The following is a 25,237-nucleotide window of genomic DNA, read 5'->3' as shown; positions in this document are numbered from 1 at the left end:
GCCGCATCAACCCAGGCCTCTTCTTTATTCCTGGCCTGTACGACACCCGGTCATCGATCGAGATCCACGGGCTTCATCGTCACCGATGACCCTCCCGGGAATCACTACCGAGGACCGCGAATGCGCGATGCGGTTGATTTCCTGTTTTTAGTTGTTTTTGAAGAAGGCGGCCCGTTCCGCGAGGGACCGGGCCGCCCCCAAAGGCAGACTAGCGGCGCAGGCCGAGGCGCTCGATGAGCGAACGGTAGCGGGCGATGTCAGTGTTCTTCAGGTAGGTAAGCATGCGCTTGCGACGACCAACCATGGCCAGCAGACCGCGCTGGGTGTGGAAGTCGTGCTTGTGCTCCTTCATGTGCTCAGTCAGATCCTTGATCCGCTGGGTCAGGACTGCAACCTGGACCTCGGGCGAACCGGTGTCGCCTTCAGAGGTTGCGTATTCCTTGATGATGGACTGCTTTACAGCGGCGTCAAGTGCCACGTGAACTCCTAGAGTTGTGCCGTGCCTCCCGGTGCAGCGCCTCGCTGACGGGTTGCTTCCGGTGCGTCTCCGCACACAAAAACAGGTCCAGCCGCCACGGACTGCAGCCGGATCCAGTAACAGTTTACCGGCAGGTCAGCATTGTTGTCGAAATACCGCTAGCGCTGGGTCAGCAGCTCGTGTGCCTGCGCTACATCCAGGCACATCTGCTCCACCAGCGCCTCGGGCCCGCGATACGCCACCATGCCGCGGAGGCGCTGGGTAAATTCGACCGCGACAGTCTGTCCGTAGAGGTCGAAGTCCTCCACGTTCTCCTCCGGACGATCAATAACGTGGGCCTCCACTTGACGGCTCACACCGTCGAAGGTGGGGTTGGAACCGACGGAAATGGCAGCGGGCCACCGCGTTCCGGACTGGTCTATCAACCAGCCTGCATAGATACCGTCCGCCGGTACGTACCCCGTGGAATCATGCGCAAGGTTCGCAGTGGGGAAACCGAGGTTCCTCCCGCGCGCTGCTCCATGAACCACCTCGCCGCGCATGCGGTGGGGGCGTCCCAGAACGGCGGCAGCGGTAACGACGTCGCCTTCGGACAAGGCTTCCCGAACCCAGGTGGAGGAGCAGCGGCGGTCGGCGTCGCCGTCGTCGTGGACCGGGAAGCCTCCTGCCCCATACTCATTGACCACCTGGACGCCAAAGCCCAACTGCTCACCGAGTTCCTGCATGGTGACGACGTCGCCGACATTCCCTGCACCGAAGCGGAGGTCGTGGCCGACCACGACGTGCGCAGCATGAAGGCCCTCAAGGAGGACTTGGCGGACAAACTCGATGGGCGTCATGGAGGCGAGGTCCAGCGTGTACTTCATGACCAGAACGGCATCCACGCCTGTTTCGCCGAGGGCGTCCAGTTTGTCCTGGAGGCCCATGATCAGCTCCGGGGCCGACTCCGGGCGGTGGACCTGGGCGGGGTGGGGATCAAAGGTCACGGCCACTGAAGGGATGTGGTGGCGCTTGGCGGTGTTTGTCAGTTGCGCGAGAACATGCTGGTGGCCCCGATGGACGCCGTCAAAGTTCCCGATGGTAACGACTGTTGGTCCGAAGTCCTCGGGGACTTCGGTGGGATCGTTCCAGATGTGGACCATCAACCTCGCCTTTTACTGCAGATATTCGTTCCGTCCGGCAACCTCCCGGCGCCGGAACATTCTAAGGTTACCCGTTGTGGCTGTTCGCCTTGGACGGCCGCCTCTTGTTCAACCACAGGAGTCCAAGGATGGGCAGCACGAGCGGGACGAAACCATAACCGCGTCCAAACAGCGACCACACAGTGTCATGCGGGAAGGCCACCGGATCGAACAGGCTTATGGCCCCAACTACCAGCACTCCGACGAATTCCACGAGTACCGCGGCCAACGACACTTTGAACCATGTGCGGCCCGGTTTTGCCAGCGAGATGGTCGCTACGACGTAGACGACGGCGGCGAAAGCAGAGAGGATATGCGCCAGCGGAGCTTCGGCAAACTTGGTGGCAATCTGGTAGCCGGCACGGGCCGTGGCCGAGAGTGCGAAGACGGCATACACCGCGATCAGCAAGCGCCCAGGGCCGGTGTTCCGTGTGTCTTTTTGGGGTGTCCGGCCGGCATTTGCCTCAGTCTCGGTTCCAGTCATTTTGCGTTTTTCCTTCAAGGTCAGTACCAGATCTGGTTCATGCGGGCGGCCATGACGAGCGCAGTGACGCCTACCGCTGCCAGGACGAAGTTGCTCCACCTGGTCCGTTCAAGGATTGCCCAGTACACGGCCCCGAGCGGAATCATCAGCGCCGTGATCAGGTATCCCCAGAACTCCCAGGCTTCGCCGGCCATTTGTTCACCCGTGGCAACGCGGACAATCGAGCCAACCAAGTAGACCAGCAGGGCCAGCTCCACAGCCAACACGGAAAAGATTGTGACGTCGTTGGGGGCTTTCTTCATCAAACCTGCCACGACGCACGCGATCGTGGATACCAAACCAACAATAAGGATGGAGTAGAAATAGCCGTCCATGCCTACTTTTCCTCGCCGACTGTGGCGGTGCCGGTTCCGGTTCCGGTGCCGGTTCCGGGGGCAAAGACCAACACAGGCTTCGCGAAGCTCCCCGTATCGGCCAGCAGTGCCACCAGCTCTCCCGACGGCGCGAACGCTGCGGCAGGATTCTCAGCGGTGGCAGCAGCCGGCGTTCCGGCGCCAGGGCCTGCGGCGATGCGTCTGCCAAAGGAGATCTCGGTGGTTTCCTGATCGCTCAATTCCCTGTTGGGCATCAGGGAACGCGCCGCAAGGGACATGTCCAGGACTTCGAGTTCCCCGGCGAGTTCTTCCAGCGTCCGCGCCTGGTCGATCGTGTAAGGGCCCACCTGCGTCCTCCGCAATGCGGTGAGATGTCCGCCGACGCCCAAGGCGACGCCGAGGTCGCGGGCCAAGGCCCGGATGTACGTGCCGGAGGAACATTCCACGGTGACATCGACGTCGACTACCCGGCCGCCGTCGATCCTGGTGATGGAGTGGATGTCGAAGCGGTGGATGATGACGGGCCGGGCCGCAAGCTTGACTTCTTCGCCGGAGCGGACACGGGCATAGGAGCGTTCACCGTTGACCTTGATCGCGCTGACGCTGCTGGGTACCTGCTGGATGGGGCCCGTGAGGGCGGCGACGCCTTGAGCAATCGCTTCGTCGCTGACCTCCACTGCGCTGCGCGCCTGGGTAACTTCGCCTTCGGCGTCATCGGTGATGGTGGTTTCGCCGAGCCTGATAGTGGCCGTATACGTCTTGGACGTTCCCACAATGTAGGTCAGGAGACGTGTGGCCTTGTTGATCCCAAGGACCAGCACGCCTGTAGCCATGGGATCAAGCGTTCCAGCATGCCCCACTTTCCGGGTACCGGCCAGCCGCCGCATCCGGCCAACCACATCATGGCTGGTCCATCCCTGCGGTTTGTCAACGATTACCAGTCCAGAAAGCACGCTTACCAGTATATGGGTGGCTAGGATAGCTCCCATGCCTGAGCTTGCCGCACACGTCCGCGATGTCCCCGTGAACCAGATCCGAGAAATCACTGAGGCCGCCTGGACCACCCCCGGGGCGATCGTGCTCAGCATCGGCGAGCCGGGCTTTGCGCTCCCACGGCACGTCCTCGACGCCGGAATAGCATGCCTTGAACGGGACGAAACCAACTACACCCCAAACGCAGGAATTCCCGCGCTCCGCGAAGCCTTCGCCAAGAGATTCCGTGAGCATCATCACGTGGATATCGGTGCCGAACGCGTCTACGTAGTGGACGGAGCCCAACAAGGCCTGCACTTCGCCATGAGCCTGCTTCTCTCCCCCGGCGATGAAATCCTCCTGCCCAACCCCGGCTACCCCACGTTCGCCATGACCAGTCGGCTCCTCCACGCGGTGCCCGTTCCGTATCCTCTGTATCCGCATAACGACTTCCAGCCGGACATCGAGGACATCGAAGCCCTTATCACTGGGCAGACCCGGGTCCTCATGCTGAACTCGCCCTCCAACCCCCTGGGCGCCGTCATCAGCGAGGACGCGACCCGGCAGCTCGTGGAACTCGCCGTCCGGCACGATCTCTGGATCATCTCTGATGAGTGCTATGAAGCCTTCACCTTTGACGTCCCGCATGTCAGCCCTGTCCGCTTCGATAGCGACATCCCCGGTGAGGCACGCGTCTTCACATCACTGACACTGTCAAAGACCTACGGGCTCACCGGCCTGCGAATCGGAGCCTTGATCTGCCCGCCGGGCATGGAAAAGAGGATGAACAATGTCATGGAAGCAATCGTTTCCTGCGTTGCTTCGCCATCGCAGTATGCGGCCTTGGCCGCGTTGACCGGCCCCCAGGACTACGTGACGGACGCGCGAAACCACTATAGGAGCAACCGTGACGCCGCTTCCGCCATCCTGGAAGGCAAGGGCATCCCCTTCCTCGGCGCACAGGGAGCTTTCTACCTGTGGGCCAATGTCTCCCATGTCAGTGGCGGCGACGTCCGGGCCTGGGTGCACGCGTTCCTGGCGGATTCGGGTGTCGCCTTCGCGCCAGGCACTGCTTTTGGCTCGATCGGCGAGGATTGGATCCGGATTGCGTTGTGCGGCGATCAGCAGGAACTGCTCGACGGCGTCAGCCGGCTTCCTGCCCGGCCGTAAGGGCCGCTAGTAGTCGGTGCGATCGGTGTTGTTCCGCCAGGCCTCAAAGGGTGTCTCGGAGGCAGCTACCGGCGCATGTTCCACAGGAAGCAGCTCAGGCCGCGTACCGGCGAAGTACTCGTAGAACACGGCATCATCGAAACCGGCCCTGGCGGCTCCGTGCCGATCCGCAGCGAAATACACCCGGCCAATCCTGGCCCAGAGTGTGGCCGAGAGGCACAAGGGGCAAGGCTCGCAACTGGCATAGAGAACCGAGCCGCTGAGATCGAAGCTGCCCAGATCCGCTGCGGCACGGCGAATGGCCACCACTTCGGCATGCGCCGTGGGATCGTTGTCTCGCGTTACGCGGTTGACACCCTCATGGACGCTGCCGTCTGGCGTGACGACAACAGCGCCAAACGGCCCACCGCCGTCGGAAACGTTCTGGACGGCAAGCCGTATGGCGCGATTCAGGAATTCATCACGCTTCAGGAACTCATGCTGCTGGGCGTTGTGCGCGGACATGTTCAGATACTAGCGAGTTTGTGTACACACGTAATGCCCCTGGGAACGCGTCCCAAGGGCATTACGTATACACAAACTCAAAAGATTCTTAGCGGTTGGCGTCTTCGTCGAGTTCGTCATCGTCCGCGAGGTCGATTTCTTCTTCGTCGAAGTCGTCTTCGTCGATTTCTTCGGAGCCCTCGGAAGCCTCGCCCTTATAGGGGTCAGCCTCGCCTGCGTGCTTGGCGCCGGCAGCCAAAGCGGCTACCTCGGCGTCGCGACGCTTTGCTTCACGGAGCAGCTCCTCAAGGTTGGATGCATTGACCGGAATCTGGTCAGCAACGAACTCGAGGGTGGGAGTAAGCCGGACAGTGATGTTGCGGCCGACTTCCTGTCGCAGCACACCCTTGGCCTTCTCCAATGCCCTGGCGGCATCCGCGTGGGCAATCTCGTCACCAAAGACGGTGTAGTAAATGGTGGCGTGCTGAAGGTCGTTGGTGACGCGGGCGTCCGTGATCGTGATGGACTCGACGCGTGGGTCCTTGACCCTGCGGCCGAGGGCCTCGGCGACGACGACCTTTATCCGCTGCGCCAACTTGGCAGCGCGTGCCGGATCGGCCATGACTTCCTCCTGGAAAGTAGAAACGTGTACGGAACGGGTCCGCCGGGGCTACCCGACGGACCCGCTCCAAGCGGAACCTAGACGCGCGGCTTTTCGCGCATCTCGAAGGTCTCGATGATGTCGCCTTCGGAGATGTCGTTGAACGAGCCAAGACCGATACCACACTCGAAGTCGGTACGGACTTCGGTTGCGTCATCCTTGAAGCGCTTGAGCGTCTCAACGGTGAGGTTGTCACCGATGACCTTGCCGTCGCGGCTAACACGTGCCTTGGTGTTACGGCGGATGATGCCCGTGCGGACGATCGAACCGGCGATGTTTCCGAACTTGGAGGAACGGAAGACTTCGCGGACCTCGGCAGTACCGAGCTGGACTTCTTCGTACTCCGGCTTGAGCATGCCCTTGAGGGCCATCTCGATGTCATCGATTGCTGCGTAGATGACGGAGTAGAAGCGCATGTCCACGCCTTCACGGTCAGCCAGTTCAGCGACGCGCTCAGCCGGCTTGACGTTGAAGCCGATGATGATGGCGTTGTCCACCGTTGCCAGGTTGACGTCGTTCTGCGTGATGGCACCCACACCGCGGTGGATGACACGGAGCTGAACGTCGTCGTCTCCGACATCGATCTTGAGCAAGGCGTCTTCGAGGGCTTCCACGGCACCGGAAACGTCACCCTTGAGGATGAGGTTGAGGGTGTCGATCTTGCCTTCAGCAACGGCCTGGTCAAAGTCTTCCAGGCTGATGCGCTTGCGACGCTTCGCCAGTGCGGCGTTGCGGTCGGCAGCTTCACGCTTCTCGGCGATCTGGCGGGCCGTACGCTCGTCCGGCGTCACCAGGAAGGTGTCACCTGCACGCGGCACGTTGGACAGGCCGAGGACCTGGACCGGGCGGGACGGCAGTGCGACATCGAGTGCCTCGCCGTTCTCGTCGAACATGGCACGGACGCGGCCGTGAGCCGTACCGGCCACGATCGTGTCACCCACGGCCAAGGTACCGGACTGCACCAGAACGGTGGCCACGGAACCGCGGCCCTTGTCCAGGTTCGCTTCAATGGCAATGCCTCGAGCGTCCTTGTCCGGGTTGGCACGCAGGTCCAGTGCGGCGTCGGCCGTCAGCAGGACGGCGTCGATCAGTTCATCGATGTTGAGGTTCTGGCGGGCAGAAACCTCAACGAACATGGTGTCGCCACCGTATTCTTCGGGAACCAGACCGTACTCGGTGAGCTGCCCCTTGACCTTGTCAGGGTTGGCGCCTTCCTTGTCGATCTTGTTCACTGCGACGACGATCGGCACGTTGGCTGCCTGGGCGTGGTTGAGTGCTTCCACCGTCTGCGGCATAACGCCGTCGTCGGCTGCAACAACCAGGATCGCGATGTCGGTGACCTTGGCACCACGTGCACGCATGGCCGTGAAGGCCTCGTGACCGGGGGTGTCAATGAACGTGATGTCGCGGGCCGTGCCCTCGTGGATGTGGCTGATCTGGTAAGCACCGATGTGCTGGGTGATTCCACCGTGCTCGCCGGCCACAACGTTGGAGTTGCGGATGGCATCAAGCAGGCGGGTCTTACCGTGGTCAACGTGACCCATGACGGTGACAACCGGCGGGCGTGCCTCGAGGACATCGTCACCCTCGGCGTCGAGCTCGTCCTGGATGTTGATGTCGAACTGGTCCAGCAGCTCGCGCTCTTCGTCTTCCGGCGAAACAACCTGGAGCTTGTAGCCAAGTTCGGCACCAAGCAATCCAAAGGTGTCTTCGTCGAGGGACTGCGTAGCCGTTGCCATCTCACCGAGGTGGAACAGAACGGTCACGAGCGACGCGGGGTTCGCATCGATCTTCTCTGCAAAGTCCGTGATGGACGAACCACGGCGCAGACGGATAATGGTCTCGCCATCGCCGCGGGGTACTGATACGCCGCCCAGCGACGGAGCACTCATCTGCTCCAGTTCCTGGCGCTTCGCACGCTTCGACTTGCGCTGCTTGCCACGACCGGCGCCGCCCTTGCCGAAGGCACCCTGGGTACCACCGCGACCGCGGCCACCCTTGCCAAAGCCACCGCCGGCGGGAGCGCCGCCACCGGTACCTGCACCTGGTGCGCCACCGGGACGACCCGGTCCGCCGCCACCCGGACGGCCTGCGCCACCGGGACGACCAGCGCCACCGGGAGCCGGACGCTCAGTGCGGTTGGGCATCATGCCCGGAGTAGGACGGTTTCCACCACCGGGACCGCCGGCCGGACGCGGAGCACCACCGGGACGGGGTGCACCGGGACGCGGAGCACCCGGACGGGGACCACCGCTGCCTGCTGCGGGACGGGGACCACCGGCACCTGCTGCGGGGCGGGGACCACCGGGGCGTTCGCCATCGTTGCGGCCACCTGCACGGGGCATGCCCTGTGAGGTTGCAAACGGGTTGTTGCCCGGACGCGGCGGACGTTCGCCATCGCCACCACGGCCGCGGGGCATGCCCTGGGACGTAGCGAAGGGGTTGTTGCCCGGACGGGGACCGCCGGGACGCGGAGCCTGGCCGCCCTGGCGGGACGGAGCCGGAGTCTCTGCCTTGGGAGCAGGACGGGCACCGGGCTTCGCCGAAAACGGCGTCGTGGATACCGCGGGAGCCGAGGGCGCTGCCGGGGCAGGCGCCGCAGGAGCAGATGCAGCGGGGGCGGCAGGTGCAGCCGCGGCGGGTGCTGCCGGAGCCGGAGCCTTTGGTGCAGCCGGACCCGGAGCCGGAGCGGCCGGACGGGATGTTGCGGGAGCAGCCGGAGCCTTGGGGGCGGCTGCAGGTGCGGGGGCAGCTGCCTTTGCAGCGCCTGCACCGGGGTAAGCGTCGCGAAGCTTCTTCACGACGGGGGCCTCAATGGTGGAAGAGGCGGAGCGAACGAATTCGCCCAATTCCTGCAGTTTTGTTACTGCATCTTTGGAAGTAATACCGAGCTCTTTGGCGAGCTCATGTACGCGGACCTTGGCCACATTTCTCCTGTCTCGGTCCGCACCGAGCCAGGCACGAACCGTCTACTTCTTACTGCGGGCCCCTGCCGCCAGCGCGACTAAAAGGCCCATTGCAGAGCGCAACAAAGTTGTCATCGTTACGCACTCATCGCTGGGAACTCATCGGGTTTCCATCAGTTTTCTGACCCGCTTTCAGGTTTGGACGGTTTTCCTGTGGCAGCCTGAGCCTCCACAAGTGGCGCGCCTGACATGAAGTAGCTTTCGACGGCGCTTGTTTCAGTAGCGCCCGCAAGGGCCCTTCCGAAAGCACGCCGCTTGATTGCCAATGCCAAGCACTTTTCGCTGGGATGCAGCCACGCACCCCTGCCGGCCATCCGGCGTCGAACATCCACAAGGACAGTGGACGAACCACGGCCTTGGGCGACCAGCCGGACAAGCTCGGACCGAGAGCCTTGCTTCCGGCATCCGATGCAGGTACGAACAGGGCCATGGCCGCGTTCAAGCAGTTCAGCCACGACGTGTCCTTACCTGCCTCTGCAAACTTGCGCTGACGGCCGACCCTGCACATGCAGATAAGGCACGTCAAAGCGCGCGGATACCGGACGTAAGCCCGGTTCCATCTATTCTAGCCCCCCGGCCCCGGACAGCCGAAACCGGCCACACCGCCAGCGCGGCGCGGCTCCCGGCGGCCAGGCCGCCGGAACGATCGTTAGTCGGTCTTGGCCGGGGCGGCGTCGGACACGATATCGATCCGCCATCCGGTCAGCTTCGCAGCGAGGCGTGCATTCTGGCCTTCCTTGCCGATCGCCAAGGAGAGCTGGTAGTCGGGCACAACTACACGGGCCGAGCGAGTTGCCTCGTCCGTGATAGTGACCGAATTCACCCGGGACGGTGACAAGGAGTTGGCGATGAAGGTTGCCGGGTCCTCGCTGAAGTCCACGATGTCGATCTTTTCGTCGTTCAGCTCGGTCATGACTGCACGGACGCGGGAGCCCATTTCGCCGATGCAAGCGCCCTTGGCGTTGACACCGGGGATGTTCGCTTTGACGGCGATCTTGGTGCGGTGGCCGGCTTCCCGGGCAAGTGCCACGATCTCGACGGAACGGTCCGCGATTTCCGGAACTTCCATTTCGAACAACTTACGGACCAGGCCCGGGTGCGAACGCGAAAGCGTAATGGACGGGCCCTTCGCCCCACGGTGGACATCCACCACGAAGGCACGAAGCCTGCTGCCGTGAATGTACTTCTCACCAGGAACCTGCTCGGGTGGCGGCAACAGGGCCTCCACGGATCCAAGGTTTACCTGAATCATGTGCGGGTTATTGCCCTGCTGGATCATGCCGGCAACGAGTTCGCCTTCGCGACCCTTGAATTCGCCTAATACGTTATCGTCCTCAACGTCGCGAAGACGCTGCAGGATGATCTGGCGTGCCGTGCTTGCAGCGATACGGCCGAAACCGGCCGGGGTGTCCTCGAACTCCCCGATGGCCTCGCCGTCATCGTCGATTTCCGTTGCCCAGATGGTCACGTGGCCGCTCTTGCGGTCCAGCTCGGCGCGGGCCTTCTCGAAGGCACCGGGCGTCTTGTGATAGGCCACCAGGAGCGCTTGCTCGATGGTGGGAATCAGGAGGTCCAGCGGGATTTCACGCTCACGCTCCAGGAGTCTCAGTGCGCTCATGTCAATATCCATTAGGCCTCCTCGGAAGGTCCATTGTGTTCGTCTGCCAGCCCGGCCTCGTGGAGGTGGCTGAATTCAATCTCGACTTTTCCGTGACGGATCCTGTCGAAAGGAATAGTGATGGGGTCCCCCTGTTTGGGCTTCATGCCCTTTTTGACCTCGTGCTCCGGAATGAGGGTCACACCGGCGTCATCTACTGACGCAATCCGGCCAAGGACGTTCTCACCCTGGATGACGTTGACCCTGACCATGCGGCCGCGGGCCCTGTGCCAGTGGCGCGGTTCCGTCAGCGGACGGCCTACTCCTGGCGAAGAAACTTCGAGGTCGTAAGGACGGCCGTCGTCGTGGGGATCGTTGTCCAGAATATCGGACAACCCACGAGAGACATCTGCGATGGCGTCAAGGCTGACGCCCCCGGTCTCCTCCTGCGGAAGATCCACGACGACGTGGACCGTGCGGTGTGAACCGGCAACGTGGATGGAAACATCCTCGAGGTAGAGCCTGTTGGCAAGGACTGCCGGTTCGAGCAGCGCCTTTAGCCTGCGCTCTTCCGGGTTGTGGATGGTGGCCGTTGAATTCGACTCAGTACGGTCTGTTGAAGTCGTGGCTTCCGAGTCACTCACGTTGCCCGCCGCCTCCCGATAGATGTTGTTGTGACTACTAGCCTAACGATTTTCGGCAGCACATGGTGCACGGAGTTTCCCGTCCACATGACACCATGGTGTGTTGTGGACGAGCAGACAAGTGAAAAACGACAATCACCAGCGTGGGGTCGGCTCCTTCTCATTTCCGTGGTTGCGCTGCTCGTTGCGGGCACGGGAATCGTACTTCTACCGCGGGATTCCGGGACTCCCCCTCCGGTTTCATTCTCCGAGTCTGCCCTCGCCGACGCTTTCGCCGATACTCAGGGGCTGCGGGAATCGGCTGCTGGATTGATGGCAGCTGGAGGATCTGGTTCCCAAACGCCCGCCCTGGACGATGCTGTGACATTGCTGACAACACAGTCCCGGGCCCTCCTTCCACCTTCTGCCGCAGCTGCTGCCACCTCCGCAGCCTCGACGGCAAGCGATAAAGATGACCCTTCTGAGGATGATGCGGCCCAGCAAGCGACGCCCGCTACAGTCGTGGCTGGCCTGACCGCCAGCGGGCGGCAACGACTGGACGACGCCCGCGAGGCCGACGGCGGGATCGCCCGGTTGCTCGCCGCCGTCGGATCCGCCCAACTTCTCCAGGGCGAAAAGCTGGCTGCGGTGTGGCAACTGCCGGTACCGTCGCCGACGTCGAGCGGTAGCGCGCCTGCCACTACACCGGCTGTGCACCAGTGCCCTTCAATCAGCCCCACCCCGGATGCAACCGCTGCCACCACCGATGCGGCTTTGGCCGCCACTGTCCGTACAGAACAAGAAGCCGTCTACATCTATCAGGTGGCGCTGAAGCGATTGGACGCTGGCGCAACTGCCCAAGCCGCCAAGGATCTTGCGGTGCACGAGCGTCTGCTTCAACAAGCGGAGGCCTTGACCCGCCGTAACTGTGGCGACGTCCCTACCCGGGAGGCCGGATACAGGTTGCCTGCACAGTTCGCTGAAGACCCGGCCGCGGGCTTGGGAGCCCTGGAATCGGACTCCCTGCAGGGATTTGGCGATCTCATCGCGCTGTCGACAGGAGAGACCCGGGACTGGGCCACCAGCGGCCTGCTGGCGGCCGTGCGCAGGAGCTTGCACTGGGGTGCCGCGCTGGCCGCTTTGCCGGGGTTGGAGTTCGACGCCGATGACTTGCCTCCCCTGCCGACGCCCGCCCCCAGTTAATCCACGCCCCAGTTAATCCACGCCCCAGTTAGTACCAACCGCAGTTAGTCCAAGCGGCGGATGGGATAGGCGAGCCTAGCCATGCTGGCCAAGGCGGCCCGGCGGTGCTTGGCTTGAACCATGGCTTCCGCAGAAACTGCTACCACGCACGAGAACGAACCGCATCGTGATGACCTTGCCCATAGGCTGAACTGGCTGCGCGCCGGAGTTTTGGGGGCGAATGACGGCATCGTCTCCGTCGCCGCGATCGTCGTCGGCGTGGCCGGTGCCACGACCAACACCGGCAGCATCCTCGCTGCTGGTACGGCTGGCCTGGTGGGTGGCGCCATTTCCATGGCGTTGGGCGAGTATGTATCCGTCAGTAGCCAGAGCGACACGCAGAAGTCGCTCATCGAGAAGGAACGCCGGGAACTCGCCGAACAGCCGGAGGAAGAACTCGAGGAGCTTGCCGCGATCTACCAGGCGAAGGGGCTCACACCGCGGACCGCCCGGACAGTGGCCGAAGAACTCACGAAGCACGATGCCCTTGCGGCGCACTTGTCCGCCGAGCTCAATATCCACGAAGACGACATCGTGAGTCCGTGGAACGCCGCCTTTGCCTCGGCAGTGGCATTTACCCTGGGCGCCGTGCTTCCCATGCTGGCCATCCTGCTCCCTCCCCCCGCAATGCGGGTTCCACTGACGTTCGCTGCCGTCCTGCTGGCTCTCGCGATCACGGGAGCCCTGGGGGCCTGGATTGGTGGGGCACCCAGGTTCCGCGCAGCGGCCCGGGTGGTGCTGGGCGGAGCCTTGGCGCTTGCAGCCACGTTCTCGATCGGAAGCCTCTTGGGCGCCAGCGGCGTTTTCTGAGGGTAGTACCGCCGGGCAGAGCTAGGCTGATGGCGTGACCCTTCACGCCATGATTCCGATTCCGGGCGACCTCCACGCCCGATACAACCGCGATTCTGCGGGGCGGGACTGGCTGGCGAGCCTTCCGGGGCTTATCCGTGAGGCTTTGGACCGTTGGCAGTTGTCCGTGGACCTCRCACCCGGTGAAGAGCCGTGGAACGGACACGGAGCCTTGGTTGTGCCCGTTCTCCAGCACAGCAGGCAGGCTGCGCTGAAGATCGCCTATCCGCATGAGGAAGCTCTCGTGGAGCGCCATGCCTTGGCCCTGTGGGGTGGCCACGGAGCTGTCCGGCTCCTGGCTGCCGACACCGCCAGTTGCTCTATGCTGCTGGAACGCCTCGACGCGTCCTGTTGGCTACAGGATGTCCCCATGGATGAGGCCCGGCAGGTCTGGGGTGAGATCATGCGCGAGCTTTCCATTACCCCTGATGATCGTCCCGAGTGGCGGGGATTCGATCACATCGCTGCCACGGCCGAGCGCTGGAGCGACGAAATGCCTTCTGAGTGGGAGCGGCAGGACCGGCCCTTCCCGCGATGGCTCTTGGAGGCCGCGCTGGAAGTGTGCCAGACCCGCGGTGCTGTGGGCCGCCGATCCGGCAGGGACGTCCTGGTGCACACCGATCTGCATTTCATGAACATCCTCGGCACCTTGGACCCTGATCGCGGCGAATACTTGGCCATCGATCCGCAGCCGCAGATCGGTGAGGCCGAATTTGCGGTGGCGCCTGTTCTGTGGAACCGGATCAAGGATCTGTCACGCCGCGATCCTGCATCTGCCCTGCGGGAGCGATGCCGGGATTTCAGCCTCGCCGCTGGGCTTGATCCGGAGGTCGCGCGACAGTGGAGCATTGCCCGCGAAGTGGACAACGCCCTATGGTACGCGGGAAAACGAGGTCACGAAGGCGATCTGGCCCGTTCCTTGTGGGTGGCAAGCACGCTGGCGGGCAGGACACTGGAAGGACTTCCAGCAGCACATGATTTGCCCGGGCCCGGGGACGCAATCAGCTGAAGTTATCGTTCCAGACGTCCATGCCGAGCTTGATGATCAGCGCCGCCACGACGATCAGGAACACGATCCGTACAAACCCGCTCCCCCTGGCTACGGCTGTCCGGGCACCCAGATATCCGCCCGCCATATTCGCGAACCCCAGCACCAGGCCCACTCCCCACAACAGGGAACCGTGAGGGAGGAAGAAAATCAGGGCACCGGCGTTGGTGGCCATGTTGACGATCTTGGCCTTTGCGCTGGCTTCAAGGAAGGCGTAACCCATGGCCGAGACCAAGGCGATCACCAGGAATGACCCCGTACCGGGACCGATCAGGCCATCGTAAAAACCGATCACGGCACCGATCAGGCAAGCCACCACATAGTGCTTGTGCCCATCGTGCCGCAGAGCCGTCAGCTCGCCCGCGCTGGGGCGAAGTGCCGTGAAAATCGCGACGGCGATCAGCGCCACCACAATGATGGGCTTGAAAACGCTGGCCGGCAGCGATGCAGCAAGGATGGCACCGCCAAAGCTCCCCGCCAGCGCAATCACCGCCATGGGTATTGCCGTCTTGAGGTCCGGTCCCACCCGCCTGTAATAGGTGGTGGCACTGGTGGTAGTGCCGAAGATGGAACCCATCTTGTTCGTGGCCAGTGCCTGGACTGGAGTGATGCCAGGTACCAGCAGAAGTGCGGGGAGCTGGATCAGCCCCCCGCCTCCTACTACCGCGTCAACCCAGCCGGCTGCGAATCCAGCCACCACAATCAGGATGATGGTGGTGAGCTGGATGGTCTCGAAGCCGGAAATCACCGGTTACGGACAGCGTTGACCACGTAATCCACGGCCTTCTCCACCGAGATGTTCTCGGCTTCACCACTGCGACGGTCCTTGATCTCCACTACACCGTCCACAAGTCCACGGCCGACGGCCAGGATAGTGGGCACGCCGACGAGTTCGGCATCGCCAAACTTGACGCCGGGAGAAACCTTGGGCCGGTCATCAAAGATGACGTCGAGGCCTGCAGCCTCGAGTTCCGCCGATAGCTTCTCTGCGGCTTCGAAAATTTCGTCACCGCGGCCCACAGCCACAACGTGTACATCGGCCGGAGCCACCGAGCGTGGCCACACCAGGCCGCGGTCGTCATGGTTGGCTTCGGCAAGGGCTGCGACAGCACGCGTGACACCAACACCATAGGAGCCCATGGTGACGACAACCTGCTTGCCGTTCCGGTCCAGCACCTTCAGGTCCAGCGCCTCGGCGTACTTGCGTCCGAGCTGGAAAATGTGGCCCATTTCGATGCCACGGGCAGTTTCAAGCGGCCCGGAGCCGTCCGGTGCCGGATCCCCTGCCCGGACGTCGGTGCATTCGATGACGCCGTCCCAGGTGAAGTCGCGGCCCGCTACCAGTCCGAAGACATGCTTGCCATCAACGTTGGCGCCCGTCACCCAGGTTGTGCCGGACACGACGCGGGGATCCACGAGGAACAGCAGTGTGGAGGACCCTTCCAGGCCCAGCACTTGTTCGTCCAGGGACAAACCAGGGCCGATGTAGCCCTTGACCAACCACGGCAGCTTCTTGAGGTCTTCCTCGTTGGCTGCTTCCAGGCCGATCTCGCCCGCGATGGGCAGGAACGATCCGATGTTCGCCTCCACCCGCTTGAGATCCACCGCACGGTCACCCGGAACGCCGAGGACGACGATCTGGCGTTCACCAGTGGGGAGAGTCACGGCGAGGACGACGTTCTTCAGCGTGTCAGCGGCAGTCCAGGCGCCGCCGTCGGCCTCGCTGCGGGGTGCGAGCTGGTTGGCTGCGTCAACCAGTGTCTCGATGGTCGGTGTGTTCGGTGTGTCCAGAACCTGGGCAGCCGGCGCGTCCGTGAAATCAATATCCTCAGGGACAACCGTGGTGACTGCCTCGACGTTGGCGTAGTAGCCGCCGGCCGAGCGCACAAAGGTGTCCTCGCCGATCTCGGTGGGGAAGAGGAATTCTTCGCTCTTGGAGCCACCCATGGCACCTGCGGTGGCAGCAACCGGAATGACTTCCAAGCCCAGGCGTTCGAAGATCTTCAGGTATGCGGCGCGGTGGGCGGCGTAGCTTGCGTCCAAGCCGGCGTCGTCAACGTCGAAGGAGTAAGAATCCTTCATGATGAATTCGCGCCCACGGAGGAGACCTGCGCGGGGGCGCGCTTCATCGCGGTACTTGTTCTGGATCTGGTACAGGCTCAACGGCAGGTCCTTGTACGAGGAGTACAGGTCCTTGACCAGGAGCGTGAACATTTCTTCATGCGTCGGAGCCAAGAGGTAGTCGGCACCCTTGCGGTCCTGAAGCCGGAACAGGCCCTCCCCGTACTCGGTCCAGCGGTTGGTGGCCTCGTAAGGTTCGCGCGGCAGCAGTGCCGGGAAGTGGACTTCCTGCGCGCCAATGGCGGACATTTCCTGCCGGATGATCTCCTCCACCTTGCGCAGGACGCTCAGTCCCAGCGGCAGCCACGTGTAAATGCCAGGCGCGGCACGGCGGATGTAACCGGCCCGGACCAGGAGCTTGTGGCTGGCGACCTCGGCGTCGACGGGATCTTCACGCAGGGTGCGCAGGAACAACTGGGAAAGGCGAAGGACCACGGGTACGTATCCGTTTCTATGGCAGATGTGGCAAAAACAACTGTCTACTAATCTACCGGCTGCCGGCGGGCGGCTCAGCACAGAATGGCTCAGCACGGAACAGCTCAGCACAGAGAAGAGCCACGCCGTCGCGTATGGAAGCCCCTGGCCAAAGTTCGGCTGGTCATCCTGCGATGGCGTGGCTCAGCGGCCGGCCGGCCGCAGACTCTGTCCGGGGACTAGTCCCCCGTTCCCTCCAGCGGAACGGGATCGCCTGCGACTGGGAAGCATTGGTGACTGCCGAGCTCACGGATGGTGCGGCTGCCAAAGGCATCCTTCAAGGTTTTTGCCATGATTCCCCCTGTAACCACCCGTGCCCCATCGACACGGCTTGGGAAAAACCTATGTGATAGCGGACACGTTTTCAAGGATTTTGATGCCAAAGGCCTATTGACCGCGCCGTTGGCCAGACTTAGCGTTAATTCATCACTTGGTGAATTACTCGTTGGTGCCGGAGGCAGCCATGTCAGATGCAGCAATAGAAGCCAGTGGCCTGCACATCTCCCGGGGCCGGACAAGAATTCTGCGGGGCCTGGACTTTGCCGTGGACAGCGGGCGGATCACGGGGCTGCTCGGCCCGTCAGGAAGCGGCAAGACGACACTCATGCGCGGCATCGTTGGGGTACAACGCATCACCCGTGGATCCATCAGTGTCCTTGACCGTCCAGCGGGCAGCGCACCATTAAGGCACGACGTCGGGTACGTCACCCAAGGTGCCAGCGTCTACTCGGACCTCAGCGTCGAAGCCAACGTGAAGTACTTCGGCGCCATGCACAAGGCAACGGCGACGGACGTCGCGGAGTCGATTGCCGCCGTCGGGCTCGAATCATTTGCGAAGCAGAAAGCCGGGAACCTCTCGGGCGGGGAGTTCAGCCGCGTGTCCTTGGCATGCGCGCTGGTCGCGCACCCCAAGCTGCTGGTGCTGGACGAACCGACAGTGGGTTTGGATCCGGTACTGCGCGCGGAGTTGTGGGAGCGGTTCGTTGACATGGCCGCTGGCGGAACGACGCTCTTGGTTTCCAGCCATGTGATGGAAGAAGCGTCGCATTGTTCCTCGTTGCTGCTTCTGCGGGACGGCCTGCTGCTGGCGCAGCTCACACCCGCCGAGCTCGCGGAGCGGGGACGCAGCAATGACCTTGAACGCGCGTTCCTGAACATGATCAAAGACGCCGAACGGGGCCCGGACAGCGGCCAGCCGGCAAAGGAAAGCCAGGTGGCATCATGAATCTTCGGATGACCTTTGCCACCACCGCCCGGGTGCTGGGTCAGCTGCGGCACGATCACCGCAGCGTGGCGCTCATTCTGGTGGTTCCGGCGCTGCTGCTCACCGCCGTCTACTATCTTTTCGAGAACGAAACACTGCCTCCGGGCGTTCCGCGCACCTTCGATCGCGTTGGCCTGATGATGCTGGCGATCTTCCCGTTCGTCGTCATGTTTCTGGTCACGTCCATCACCATGCTGCGGGAACGAACTTCCGGGACCCTGGAGCGGCTCCTCACCACCCCCATCCATAAAGCGGACCTCTTGTTCGGCTACGCCATTGCCTTCTCCATCATGGCCGCGCTGCAGTCGCTGGTGGCCACGGCTGTTGCCTACTGGATCTTCAACCTCGACATCAAGGGCAGTCCCGGGTTCGTCGTGCTGATCGCGGTCATCAACGCTGTCCTTGGAGTCGCCCTGGGGCTGCTGTGTTCGGCCTTTGCACGCACCGAGTTCCAGGCTGTCCAGTTCATGCCGGTTGTGGTGGTGCCACAGATCCTGCTCTGCGGGCTCTTCGTGGCGCGGGAGCAGATGAACGACGCCCTCGACGCCATATCCGGAGTCCTTCCCCTGACGTTTTCTGTTGACGCCCTTCAGGAGATCGCAGGGAACATCGACGCAACTGAAACCATGTGGCAGGACACCATGGTGATGGGCGGAATCGTTGTCGGAGTCCTTGTCCTTGCCTCATTGACCCTGAGGCGGCAGACGTCATGAGCCTGGAGCCCCTGCGCCGCGGCCGTCGAAGCGGGAGCGATCATTCGCGCGAAGCCATTCTGGTGGCGGCCCGGAAGTTGTTCGCGGAGCAAGGGTTCGACGGCACCAGTCTTCGACAAGTGGCACGGGAAGCTTCAGTGGACCCGGCCATGGTGCACCACTTCTTCAAAGGCAAAGACGAGTTGTTCGCTTCCAGTGTGGAGTTGCCTGCCGATCCTGAAGAGGTACTGGCCGGGGTTGAAACCCTGGAACCGGAGGCGAGGGCTGAAGCACTGGTCCGTGCGGTAGTGCGGTTGTGGGAGAGCCCGGCGCAGCCCGGCCTGGTGGCATTCGTCCGGGGAACCATCGGATCGAAGGCCAAAACGGCACTGCTTCGGGAGACTGTGAGCCGGACCATCCTGTCCCGGGTCATGGTTGGCGTGGAGGGTCCTGCTGAGGAAGTCCGGCTGCGTGGCAATCTGGTGGCGACACAAGTGGTTGGACTGATGCTGCTCCGCTACGTAATCCGGCTCGAACCGCTGGCGAGTGCTGATCAGGAGGAGGTAGTTAGCCTGGTGGCACCGACCATCCAACGGTATCTCACGGGGAAGCTGGACTCCCCCAAGTAAGTAGCAGCTATTTGATGAGCGCCGCAGCTTGGTCCATAAGAGTGGTGACAGTTGCCAAGGCTTCGTCTTCTGTCTTGCCCCCGACGGCTATCGCTGCGATGACCACACCCTGCTTAGTAGCCTGCGACATCAACATCGACTGTGTCCGACCATCTGGCAATTTGCTGTCCATTCGAGTTGCATAGAGCGAACCGACGGGCTTCCGATTACCCAAGTCAGTCAGCTGCAATGTGGTGGTTCCATTTGGAGTTGTCAGGGTCATGTTTTGACACGTGGCCAGTTCGTCAACGCTCTTCTCTGCCTTCTCGAGGGCCTCCGGAGTCAGACCGGTCCCCAGGGAAATACTGCTCACGGTACCGGCAGCAAGATCCTGGCTAACGCCAACCGCGGCTACTATGCCCGTAGTTGGCTGGGCCATCGAGCCCATGGCCAAATCCTTGCACTCCGCGGGTTCAACCTGCATCTGTGCCCACAGAGCTTTCATCTGGTCCTGGGAGCCACTGATATCTGCACTGGAAGTAACGCTGAGCTTGGTTCCGTGCTTGTCCTGGATCTGACCAACAATGGAGGTCAGCTCCTCCACCGTGTAATTTTTCACCTCTGTAGGCGTCGGTGTGGAGGTCTGAGTCGTCGTCCCGCTTGCGGGTGCGGAAGCAGCCTCCGTGCTGGTTCCGGCGCCGCCACAGGCTGTAAGGCCCATGACCAACAGTCCTGACACGAACAATCCGCGCAGCGCATTCTTATTCATTTGTTCCCCGAAAAAAGGTTGAGTGAAGAGCTGACTGGCGTCAGTCGAGTACAGACTACAAGTAAGTAGCAGCTGATGCCGTTTAGAGCCCCCAAAACGGCGTTAACTGCTACTTACTTGGGCTAGAAGAGGACAGTTGCGAACGTCCCGACTTGCTCGAAGCCGACTCTTTCGTAGGTGGCCCGGGCCTTGGCGTTGTAGTCATTGACGTACAGGCTCGTTACGGGCGCAAAGGTACGTGAGAGATTTACGACGGCGGCCATGTAGCCAGCGCTTTGGTGGTGCCCACGCATCTCCGGATTCATCCATACGCCTTGGACCTGCGTGACGTCCTGGGTAACTGCACCCAACTCTGCCTTGAAAACAACGGTCCCGGCAGCGTCGATGTGGACCAGCGAATGCCCTTGGCGAATGAGCCCCGCAACGCGCCTGCTGTAGAAGTCCTGGCCGCCCAGAAACGGCGAGTAGCCCACTTCTTCCTCGAACATGGCGGCGCAGGCGGGCAGGATGCGTTCGAAGTCCGCCATGGTGCCGAACGTCAGGGATGGATTGGCTTCGATGGCCGGCCCACCGGAAATGGTCAAAAGGGGCTGCCTGGAGCGGACTTCGTGTGCGAAGTGGCCCAACTGCTCAAAGCGGGAGTAGAGCGCCAGCACCGTTTCTGCTGGCCCAAAGATGGAGGCGTATCGCCTGCCGGATTGGTGGGCCGCCGTAGCTACATATCCGGTTAGCCCGGGATCGAGTTGCACCGGTACCAGGTTGGCTCCCGCCCAACAAGCTCCAAGGAGGGTGTCGTCGTCGAACACGCCAAAGACGCTGGCGCCGCCGCTGGTGGGCGCGGCCGACCCTACGCTGTCCAGGTGCGCCAGGATGAAGACGTTGGCAACGGGATCTTCGCTCGCAAGCGCGCGAAGGGCCAAGGTGTCGGCACTGCCGAGCACCCTGACCCCCAGGCCTGTCTCGTTACGAGACGCTAACCACGGGGCTACCCTTGACAGCATCTTCGCCATCGGCCTCCCCCATCTCTTCAGCGATACGCATGGCCTCTTCGATCAGTGTCTCAACAATTTCGCTTTCAGGCACTGTCTTGATGACTTCGCCCTTCACGAAAATCTGGCCTTTGCCGTTTCCGGAGGCTACACCGAGGTCCGCTTCGCGGGCTTCACCCGGGCCGTTGACTACACAGCCCATGACGGCCACGCGGAGGGGGATTTCCATCCCCTCAAGGCCGGCGGTTACCTGCTCAGCCAACGTGTACACGTCCACCTGGGCGCGGCCACAGGAAGGGCAAGACACAATCTCAAGCTTCCGCGGGCGCAGGTTCAACGACTGCAGGATCTGGTTGCCAACCTTGATTTCCTCAACGGGCGGCGCCGAGAGGGAAACGCGGATGGTGTCACCGATGCCGCGGGACAGCAGGGCCCCGAAGGCAGTCGCGGACTTGATGGTTCCCTGGAAGGCCGGACCGGCTTCGGTCACGCCAAGGTGCAGGGGCCAGTCACCCTTTTCGGCGAGCATCTCGTAGGCAGCAACCATGATGACGGGGTCGTTGTGCTTCACGGAGATCTTGAAGTCGTGGAAACCGTGCTCTTCGAAGAGCGAGGCCTCCCAGACAGCGGACTCCACCAGAGCTTCAGGGGTGGCCTTGCCGTACTTCTTCATGATGCCCGGCTCCAGGGAACCAGCGTTGACGCCAATGCGGATGGACGTCCCATGGTCCTTCGCGGCCGCGGCAATTTCCTTGACCTGGTCATCGAACTTCCGGATATTGCCGGGGTTCACACGGACCGCTGCGCATCCTGCTTCAATGGCCGCGAAAACGTACTTCGGCTGGAAGTGGATATCGGCGATCACGGGGATCTGGGATTTCCGGGCGATGATCGGCAACGCCTCGGCGTCGTCCGCTGACGGGCAGGCAACGCGGACGATGTCGCAGCCGGAGGCAGTCAGTTCAGCGATCTGTTGAAGCGTGGCGTTGATATCCGTGGTGGGCGTCGTAGTCATGGACTGCACGCTGATGGGTGAATCGGAGCCAACGCCAACGGATCCAACCTTGATCTGCCGCGTCTTACGGCGCGGGGCAAGGACGGGGGGTGGGGCTGCTGGCATTCCCAGGCTGACCGAGGTCACGTGGACTCCTTGGGTTTGGGGTGGATCGTTGTGGTGGAGGACGCCGGAGCTAGGATGCGTGGGCAGCCAGGACGCCGATAATGGGGTCCCATTCCGTGGTGCGGATGCCGGCTATGACGCCGGCTTCGGCGAACGGATCCTGCTTCAGGAGGTCATTGAGTTCGGCTTCATCTGCTGATTTGAAGATGAGCAGTGCGCCGGCACCATCACCGTAGGGTCCGCTCGCAAGCAGCGTGCCGTCCTCTGCGAGGTTGCCCAGCCAGGCGCGGTGCGACGGGCGGGCTTCGTCGCGGAGGGCGCCGGATTCGGCGACGTATACATACTCAACAGCGAAAACAGTCATGAAGCTAGCCTATCCCGACGCGTAGCGATGATCCGCCATCCATTGCAGCTCACTCTGCAGGCCCCGGGTCCCGGTCAGGGGTTTCAGCCAAAGATATTCACCGGCTTGACGATGTCCGCGTAAATCAGGAGCGCGCCCATGGCCATCAGCAGCGCTGCCACCACATATGTAGCGGGAAGCAGCTTTGCGATATCGAAAGCACCTGGATCCGGCTTTCCCCTCAGCCTTGCCACCTGGCGCCGGGCCCCCTCATACAGGGCGCCGGCCACATGGCCGCCGTCGAGGGGCAGCAGGGGTACAAGGTTGAAGATGGCCAGCGCGAAGTTCAGGCCGGCAAGCAGCCCTACCAACGTTCCAATGCGTGCCTGGAGCGGTACCTCTTCCATGGCAGCAACTTCCCCGGCCACCCGACCGACGCCAACCACACTGATGGGGCCGTTGGGATCACGGGGTTCCTCGCTGAAGGCGGCCTTCGCCACCCCAACCACACGGGCAGGCAGGTTAAGTATTACTCCGGAAATCTGCTTGATATTCTCCCCTGCCATGGGAAGGACGGACGACGCCGGCTGGGGAACCAAGGCGCTCTGCGCGCCGATTCCCAGGAAGCCAACCTCCTGGTACTTCAGCACGCCGTTGGCATCCTGCTCCTGGCGTCCATCGGCACCCACAACCGGCCGCGAGGACAAGACTGGAGTAACGGTGGTGGAAACTTCCGAGCCGTTGCGTTCTACGGTGATGGGTACTTCCCGGCCCGCCGAGGCCCGGATCCAGCCGGTGAGTTCATCCCAGCTGGTGACGGCTTTGCCGTCGAAAGTCTTGACGGTGTCGTTCGGCTGCAGCCCGGCGGCCGCCGCGGGTGTTGGCTTGCAGTCCGCCGAATCCGGGTCCACCGTTTTGCCGGCAGCCACCTGGCATTTTGAGACGTCCGCGATGGTGGTGGTGGCCGTGGCAACGCCAAAACCCATGAGCAGGACGGCCAGGAGGACCAAACCGATGAGCATATTCATGGCCGGTCCGCCGAGCATGATGATGATTTTCTTCCAGACCGGCAGCTTGTAAAAGACCCTGCCTTCATCCCCCGGGCCCACTTCTTCATGCGCGACCGAACGGGCCTCACTGGCAAGAGTCTGGAACATGCCCGTGCTGGACGGACGCACCCCGCCATCTTCTTTGTTGGGCGGATACATGCCAATCATGGCCACGTAGCCACCCAAGGGAAGCGCCTTGAAGCCGTATTCCGTTTCGCCCTTCTTCTTGGACCACAAGGTGGGCCCGAAGCCAATCATGTACTTGGTCACGCGCACTTTAAAGAGCTTCGCGGGGACCAGGTGGCCAACCTCGTGCAAAGCGATGGACACTGCGACGCCAAGGGCGACGAAGACGACTCCGAGGATGAAAAGAAGGACGGGACTCATGCCGATGGGACTGCTTCCATAGGGGGTTCTTTGTTTATACGGCGCTGTTGGCTAAACGATCATGGGTGCGCGTGCGTGCCCAACTCTCAGCATCCAGCACGGACTCCACCGTAAGCTCCGAAGAACCTGAATGTTCGCTGAGGACGGACTCCACCGTGTCCACGATGTCCGTAAAGCGGATGCGGCCGGCGTGGAAAGCCTCCACGGCTTCCTCGTTGGCCGCGTTGAAGACGGCAGGGTAGGTGCTGCCCTGCTTCGCGGCCTCCTTGGCGAGCTCCACTGCCGGAAACGCAACCGAGTCCAGTGGTTCGAATGTCCAACTTGTGGCTTGGGTCCAGTCACATGGTTGGGCAGCCCTTGGAACCCTCCCAGGCCAGCCAAGCCCCAAGGCGATGGGAAGCCGCATGTCAGGGGGCGACGCCTGGGCGATGATGGACCCATCCACGAACTGGACCATGGAGTGGACCACCGACTGTGGATGGACCACGACGTCGATCCTGTCCAGGGGTACATCGAACAGCAGATGTGCCTCGATCACTTCCAGGCCCTTGTTAACGAGGCTCGCCGAGTTGGTGGTGACCATGAGGCCCATATCCCAGGTGGGATGCGCCAGAGCTTCTGCGGGGGTGACATCGTGAAGCTGCTCACGGCTGCGGCCGCGGAAAGGTCCGCCGGACGCTGTGAGAATCAGCTTCTCCACCTCCTGCTCGGTACCTGAACGCAGGCACTGTGCGATGGCTGAGTGCTCGGAATCGACAGGCACAATCTGGCCGGGGCGGGCAGCCGCTTTCACCAGGGCACCACCGACAATCAGCGACTCCTTGTTGGCGAGCGCCAAGGTGGCACCGGATGCGAGCGCGGCCAGGGTGGGCGCCAGGCCAATGGAGCCGGTGATGCCGTTGAGAACGACGTCGCATTCGACTTCCGCGATACGGGTGGACGCGTCCGGACCAACGAAAATTTCCGGAACGAAGTTGCGCAAGCCGCTTCGGGCTGCCGCGGCGTCAATCAGGTTCTGCAGTTCTTCCGCATCGCCGTAGGCAATGCCTACAGCCTGCGCCCGCGTGTGGACAGCCTGCTGGGCGAGCAGTTCGAGGTTTCCGCCGCCGGCGCTCAGTGCCACCACTTCGAAAAGGTGCGGGGCGCCGTCGACGACGTCAATCGCCTGTGTGCCGATGGAACCCGTGGACCCGAGGATGACGATCTTGCGCGGCTGCATTGCTTAAGTATCCCAGCAGCCGCAGAAGCGTGCGAACGCAGCACCCTGGTAAGTGGAAAACCCTGCTTGACCAC

General features: G+C 62.5%; 26 protein-coding genes. 7 read left to right on the top strand and 19 right to left on the bottom strand.

The annotated features are described in order from the left end of the window. Positions 1-208: 208 nt before the first annotated feature. The 5 genes from rpsO to truB form a co-directional block, all read right to left on the bottom strand. On the bottom strand, positions 209-478 hold the full coding sequence (gene rpsO / locus AC1DCM_RS16340) for a 30S ribosomal protein S15 (protein ID WP_442005772.1): 270 nt from the start codon (positions 476-478) through the stop codon (positions 209-211). 158 nt (positions 479-636) lie between these two features. Beyond that, the gene (locus AC1DCM_RS16335; protein WP_442017041.1) at positions 637-1,620 is read right to left on the bottom strand and encodes a bifunctional riboflavin kinase/FAD synthetase; all 984 of its coding nucleotides are present in this window, start codon (positions 1,618-1,620) and stop codon (positions 637-639) included. 67 nt (positions 1,621-1,687) lie between these two features. Continuing rightward, the gene (locus AC1DCM_RS16330) at positions 1,688-2,143 is read right to left on the bottom strand and encodes a hypothetical protein (protein WP_477519023.1); all 456 of its coding nucleotides are present in this window, start codon (positions 2,141-2,143) and stop codon (positions 1,688-1,690) included. Positions 2,144-2,163: 20 nt separating this feature from the next. Next, positions 2,164-2,517 (bottom strand): hypothetical protein, encoded by a 354-nt coding sequence (locus AC1DCM_RS16325; RefSeq protein ID WP_442005769.1) that lies wholly within the window; start codon positions 2,515-2,517, stop codon positions 2,164-2,166. Positions 2,518-2,519: 2 nt separating this feature from the next. Then, positions 2,520-3,470: a tRNA pseudouridine(55) synthase TruB gene (gene truB, locus AC1DCM_RS16320; protein WP_477519074.1), complete on the bottom strand. Its 951-nt coding sequence runs from the start codon at positions 3,468-3,470 to the stop codon at positions 2,520-2,522. Positions 3,471-3,504: 34 nt separating this feature from the next. Between truB and AC1DCM_RS16315 the strand changes: the two genes are divergently transcribed. After that, a complete protein-coding gene (locus tag AC1DCM_RS16315) occupies positions 3,505-4,659 on the top strand; it encodes a pyridoxal phosphate-dependent aminotransferase (protein ID WP_477519022.1) in 1,155 nt (384 codons plus the stop codon). Between the two features lie 6 nt (positions 4,660-4,665). Here AC1DCM_RS16315 and AC1DCM_RS16310 read toward each other — a convergent pair whose 3' ends face one another. The 6 genes from AC1DCM_RS16310 to AC1DCM_RS16285 all read right to left on the bottom strand — a co-directional run bounded on the left by AC1DCM_RS16310 (position 4,666) and on the right by AC1DCM_RS16285 (position 11,010). Beyond that, positions 4,666-5,163, bottom strand: a complete 498-nt coding sequence (locus AC1DCM_RS16310; protein WP_477519021.1) for a nucleoside deaminase — start codon at positions 5,161-5,163, stop codon at positions 4,666-4,668. 88 nt (positions 5,164-5,251) lie between these two features. Next, positions 5,252-5,764, bottom strand: coding sequence for a 30S ribosome-binding factor RbfA (gene rbfA / locus AC1DCM_RS16305; protein WP_477519020.1), 513 nt, complete (start codon positions 5,762-5,764; stop codon positions 5,252-5,254). A 77-nt stretch (positions 5,765-5,841) separates the two neighbouring features. Continuing rightward, positions 5,842-8,730: a translation initiation factor IF-2 gene (gene infB / locus AC1DCM_RS16300; protein WP_477519019.1), complete on the bottom strand. Its 2,889-nt coding sequence runs from the start codon at positions 8,728-8,730 to the stop codon at positions 5,842-5,844. Positions 8,731-8,882: 152 nt separating this feature from the next. After that, complete coding sequence (locus AC1DCM_RS16295) at positions 8,883-9,224, bottom strand: YlxR family protein (protein WP_442005763.1); 342 nt, start codon at positions 9,222-9,224, stop codon at positions 8,883-8,885. A 194-nt stretch (positions 9,225-9,418) separates the two neighbouring features. After that, the gene (nusA, locus tag AC1DCM_RS16290; protein ID WP_442005762.1) at positions 9,419-10,399 is read right to left on the bottom strand and encodes a transcription termination factor NusA; all 981 of its coding nucleotides are present in this window, start codon (positions 10,397-10,399) and stop codon (positions 9,419-9,421) included. Continuing rightward, complete coding sequence (locus tag AC1DCM_RS16285; protein WP_224092279.1) at positions 10,399-11,010, bottom strand: ribosome maturation factor RimP; 612 nt, start codon at positions 11,008-11,010, stop codon at positions 10,399-10,401. The genes nusA and AC1DCM_RS16285 overlap by 1 nt, the downstream gene beginning before the upstream one ends. 30 nt (positions 11,011-11,040) lie before the next feature. On the opposite strand from AC1DCM_RS16285, the gene AC1DCM_RS16280 reads away from it, so the two are divergent. From AC1DCM_RS16280 to AC1DCM_RS16270, 3 genes are all read left to right on the top strand, one after another. Further along, positions 11,041-12,192: a ferritin-like domain-containing protein gene (locus AC1DCM_RS16280; RefSeq protein WP_477519018.1), complete on the top strand. Its 1,152-nt coding sequence runs from the start codon at positions 11,041-11,043 to the stop codon at positions 12,190-12,192. A 120-nt stretch (positions 12,193-12,312) separates the two neighbouring features. Next, positions 12,313-13,041, top strand: coding sequence for a VIT1/CCC1 transporter family protein (locus AC1DCM_RS16275; protein WP_477519017.1), 729 nt, complete (start codon positions 12,313-12,315; stop codon positions 13,039-13,041). Positions 13,042-13,090: 49 nt separating this feature from the next. Beyond that, positions 13,091-14,089, top strand: coding sequence for an aminoglycoside phosphotransferase family protein (locus AC1DCM_RS16270; protein ID WP_477519073.1), 999 nt, complete (start codon positions 13,091-13,093; stop codon positions 14,087-14,089). On the opposite strand, the gene AC1DCM_RS16265 is transcribed toward AC1DCM_RS16270, so the two are convergent. Both AC1DCM_RS16265 and AC1DCM_RS16260 read right to left on the bottom strand, forming a co-directional pair. Next, complete coding sequence (locus tag AC1DCM_RS16265; RefSeq protein ID WP_477519016.1) at positions 14,082-14,876, bottom strand: sulfite exporter TauE/SafE family protein; 795 nt, start codon at positions 14,874-14,876, stop codon at positions 14,082-14,084. The two genes, AC1DCM_RS16270 and AC1DCM_RS16265, sit on opposite strands and share 8 nt — an antisense overlap. After that, positions 14,873-16,684 carry a proline--tRNA ligase gene (locus tag AC1DCM_RS16260; protein WP_477519015.1) on the bottom strand — a complete coding sequence of 604 codons (1,812 nt, stop codon included), beginning with the start codon at positions 16,682-16,684 and terminating at the stop codon, positions 14,873-14,875. The genes AC1DCM_RS16265 and AC1DCM_RS16260 overlap by 4 nt, the downstream gene beginning before the upstream one ends. Positions 16,685-17,186: 502 nt before the next feature. Between AC1DCM_RS16260 and AC1DCM_RS16255 the strand changes: the two genes are divergently transcribed. The 3 genes from AC1DCM_RS16255 to AC1DCM_RS16245 are packed head-to-tail and all read left to right on the top strand — an operon-like array spanning position 17,187 to position 19,308. Continuing rightward, entirely contained in the window at positions 17,187-17,948 is a 762-nt protein-coding gene (locus AC1DCM_RS16255) for an ABC transporter ATP-binding protein (RefSeq protein ID WP_477519014.1), read from the top strand. Positions 17,949-17,956: 8 nt separating this feature from the next. Continuing rightward, complete coding sequence (locus tag AC1DCM_RS16250; RefSeq protein ID WP_477519013.1) at positions 17,957-18,700, top strand: ABC transporter permease; 744 nt, start codon at positions 17,957-17,959, stop codon at positions 18,698-18,700. Further along, positions 18,697-19,308, top strand: coding sequence for a TetR/AcrR family transcriptional regulator (locus tag AC1DCM_RS16245; protein ID WP_477519012.1), 612 nt, complete (start codon positions 18,697-18,699; stop codon positions 19,306-19,308). The genes AC1DCM_RS16250 and AC1DCM_RS16245 overlap by 4 nt, the downstream gene beginning before the upstream one ends. Before the next feature lie 7 nt (positions 19,309-19,315). Here AC1DCM_RS16245 and AC1DCM_RS16240 read toward each other — a convergent pair whose 3' ends face one another. The 6 genes from AC1DCM_RS16240 to dxr form a co-directional block, all read right to left on the bottom strand. Beyond that, entirely contained in the window at positions 19,316-20,056 is a 741-nt protein-coding gene (locus AC1DCM_RS16240; protein WP_477519011.1) for a hypothetical protein, read from the bottom strand. 122 nt (positions 20,057-20,178) lie between these two features. Further along, a complete protein-coding gene (locus tag AC1DCM_RS16235; RefSeq protein WP_477519072.1) occupies positions 20,179-21,057 on the bottom strand; it encodes a GNAT family N-acetyltransferase in 879 nt (292 codons plus the stop codon). Beyond that, complete coding sequence (ispG, locus tag AC1DCM_RS16230; protein WP_216925300.1) at positions 21,020-22,186, bottom strand: flavodoxin-dependent (E)-4-hydroxy-3-methylbut-2-enyl-diphosphate synthase; 1,167 nt, start codon at positions 22,184-22,186, stop codon at positions 21,020-21,022. Before ispG ends, AC1DCM_RS16235 begins: the two co-directional genes overlap by 38 nt. Before the next feature lie 49 nt (positions 22,187-22,235). Beyond that, on the bottom strand, positions 22,236-22,529 hold the full coding sequence (locus tag AC1DCM_RS16225; RefSeq protein WP_442005755.1) for a YciI family protein: 294 nt from the start codon (positions 22,527-22,529) through the stop codon (positions 22,236-22,238). A gap of 83 nt (positions 22,530-22,612) precedes the next feature. Continuing rightward, positions 22,613-23,944: a M50 family metallopeptidase gene (locus AC1DCM_RS16220; protein ID WP_477519010.1), complete on the bottom strand. Its 1,332-nt coding sequence runs from the start codon at positions 23,942-23,944 to the stop codon at positions 22,613-22,615. A gap of 34 nt (positions 23,945-23,978) precedes the next feature. Further along, complete coding sequence (gene dxr, locus AC1DCM_RS16215; RefSeq protein WP_477519009.1) at positions 23,979-25,163, bottom strand: 1-deoxy-D-xylulose-5-phosphate reductoisomerase; 1,185 nt, start codon at positions 25,161-25,163, stop codon at positions 23,979-23,981. Positions 25,164-25,237: the final 74 nt, after the last annotated feature.

The organism is Paenarthrobacter sp. 10N417 (assembly GCF_056394745.1).
Note: the sequence above shows the minus strand (reverse complement) of the source record. Positions and strands in the feature narration are given on the sequence as shown.

Excerpts from the sequence above, each read along its gene's own strand:
- AC1DCM_RS16335 (WP_442017041.1), bottom strand. The coding sequence starts at position 1,620 with ATGGTCCACATCTGGAACGATCCCACCGAAGTCCCCGAGGACTTCGGA.
- AC1DCM_RS16330 (WP_477519023.1), bottom strand. The coding sequence starts at position 2,143 with ATGACTGGAACCGAGACTGAGGCAAATGCCGGCCGGACACCCCAAAAA.
- AC1DCM_RS16325 (WP_442005769.1), bottom strand. The coding sequence starts at position 2,517 with ATGGACGGCTATTTCTACTCCATCCTTATTGTTGGTTTGGTATCCACG.
- AC1DCM_RS16315 (WP_477519022.1), top strand. The coding sequence starts at position 3,505 with ATGCCTGAGCTTGCCGCACACGTCCGCGATGTCCCCGTGAACCAGATC.
- AC1DCM_RS16310 (WP_477519021.1), bottom strand. The coding sequence starts at position 5,163 with ATGTCCGCGCACAACGCCCAGCAGCATGAGTTCCTGAAGCGTGATGAA.
- rbfA (WP_477519020.1), bottom strand. The coding sequence starts at position 5,764 with ATGGCCGATCCGGCACGCGCTGCCAAGTTGGCGCAGCGGATAAAGGTC.
- nusA (WP_442005762.1), bottom strand. The coding sequence starts at position 10,399 with ATGGATATTGACATGAGCGCACTGAGACTCCTGGAGCGTGAGCGTGAA.
- AC1DCM_RS16275 (WP_477519017.1), top strand. The coding sequence starts at position 12,313 with ATGGCTTCCGCAGAAACTGCTACCACGCACGAGAACGAACCGCATCGT.
- AC1DCM_RS16255 (WP_477519014.1), top strand. The coding sequence starts at position 17,187 with ATGTCAGATGCAGCAATAGAAGCCAGTGGCCTGCACATCTCCCGGGGC.
- AC1DCM_RS16250 (WP_477519013.1), top strand. The coding sequence starts at position 17,957 with ATGACCTTTGCCACCACCGCCCGGGTGCTGGGTCAGCTGCGGCACGAT.
- AC1DCM_RS16245 (WP_477519012.1), top strand. The coding sequence starts at position 18,697 with ATGAGCCTGGAGCCCCTGCGCCGCGGCCGTCGAAGCGGGAGCGATCAT.
- AC1DCM_RS16240 (WP_477519011.1), bottom strand. The coding sequence starts at position 20,056 with ATGAATAAGAATGCGCTGCGCGGATTGTTCGTGTCAGGACTGTTGGTC.
- AC1DCM_RS16235 (WP_477519072.1), bottom strand. The coding sequence starts at position 21,057 with ATGCTGTCAAGGGTAGCCCCGTGGTTAGCGTCTCGTAACGAGACAGGC.
- AC1DCM_RS16225 (WP_442005755.1), bottom strand. The coding sequence starts at position 22,529 with ATGACTGTTTTCGCTGTTGAGTATGTATACGTCGCCGAATCCGGCGCC.
- AC1DCM_RS16220 (WP_477519010.1), bottom strand. The coding sequence starts at position 23,944 with ATGAGTCCCGTCCTTCTTTTCATCCTCGGAGTCGTCTTCGTCGCCCTT.
- dxr (WP_477519009.1), bottom strand. The coding sequence starts at position 25,163 with ATGCAGCCGCGCAAGATCGTCATCCTCGGGTCCACGGGTTCCATCGGC.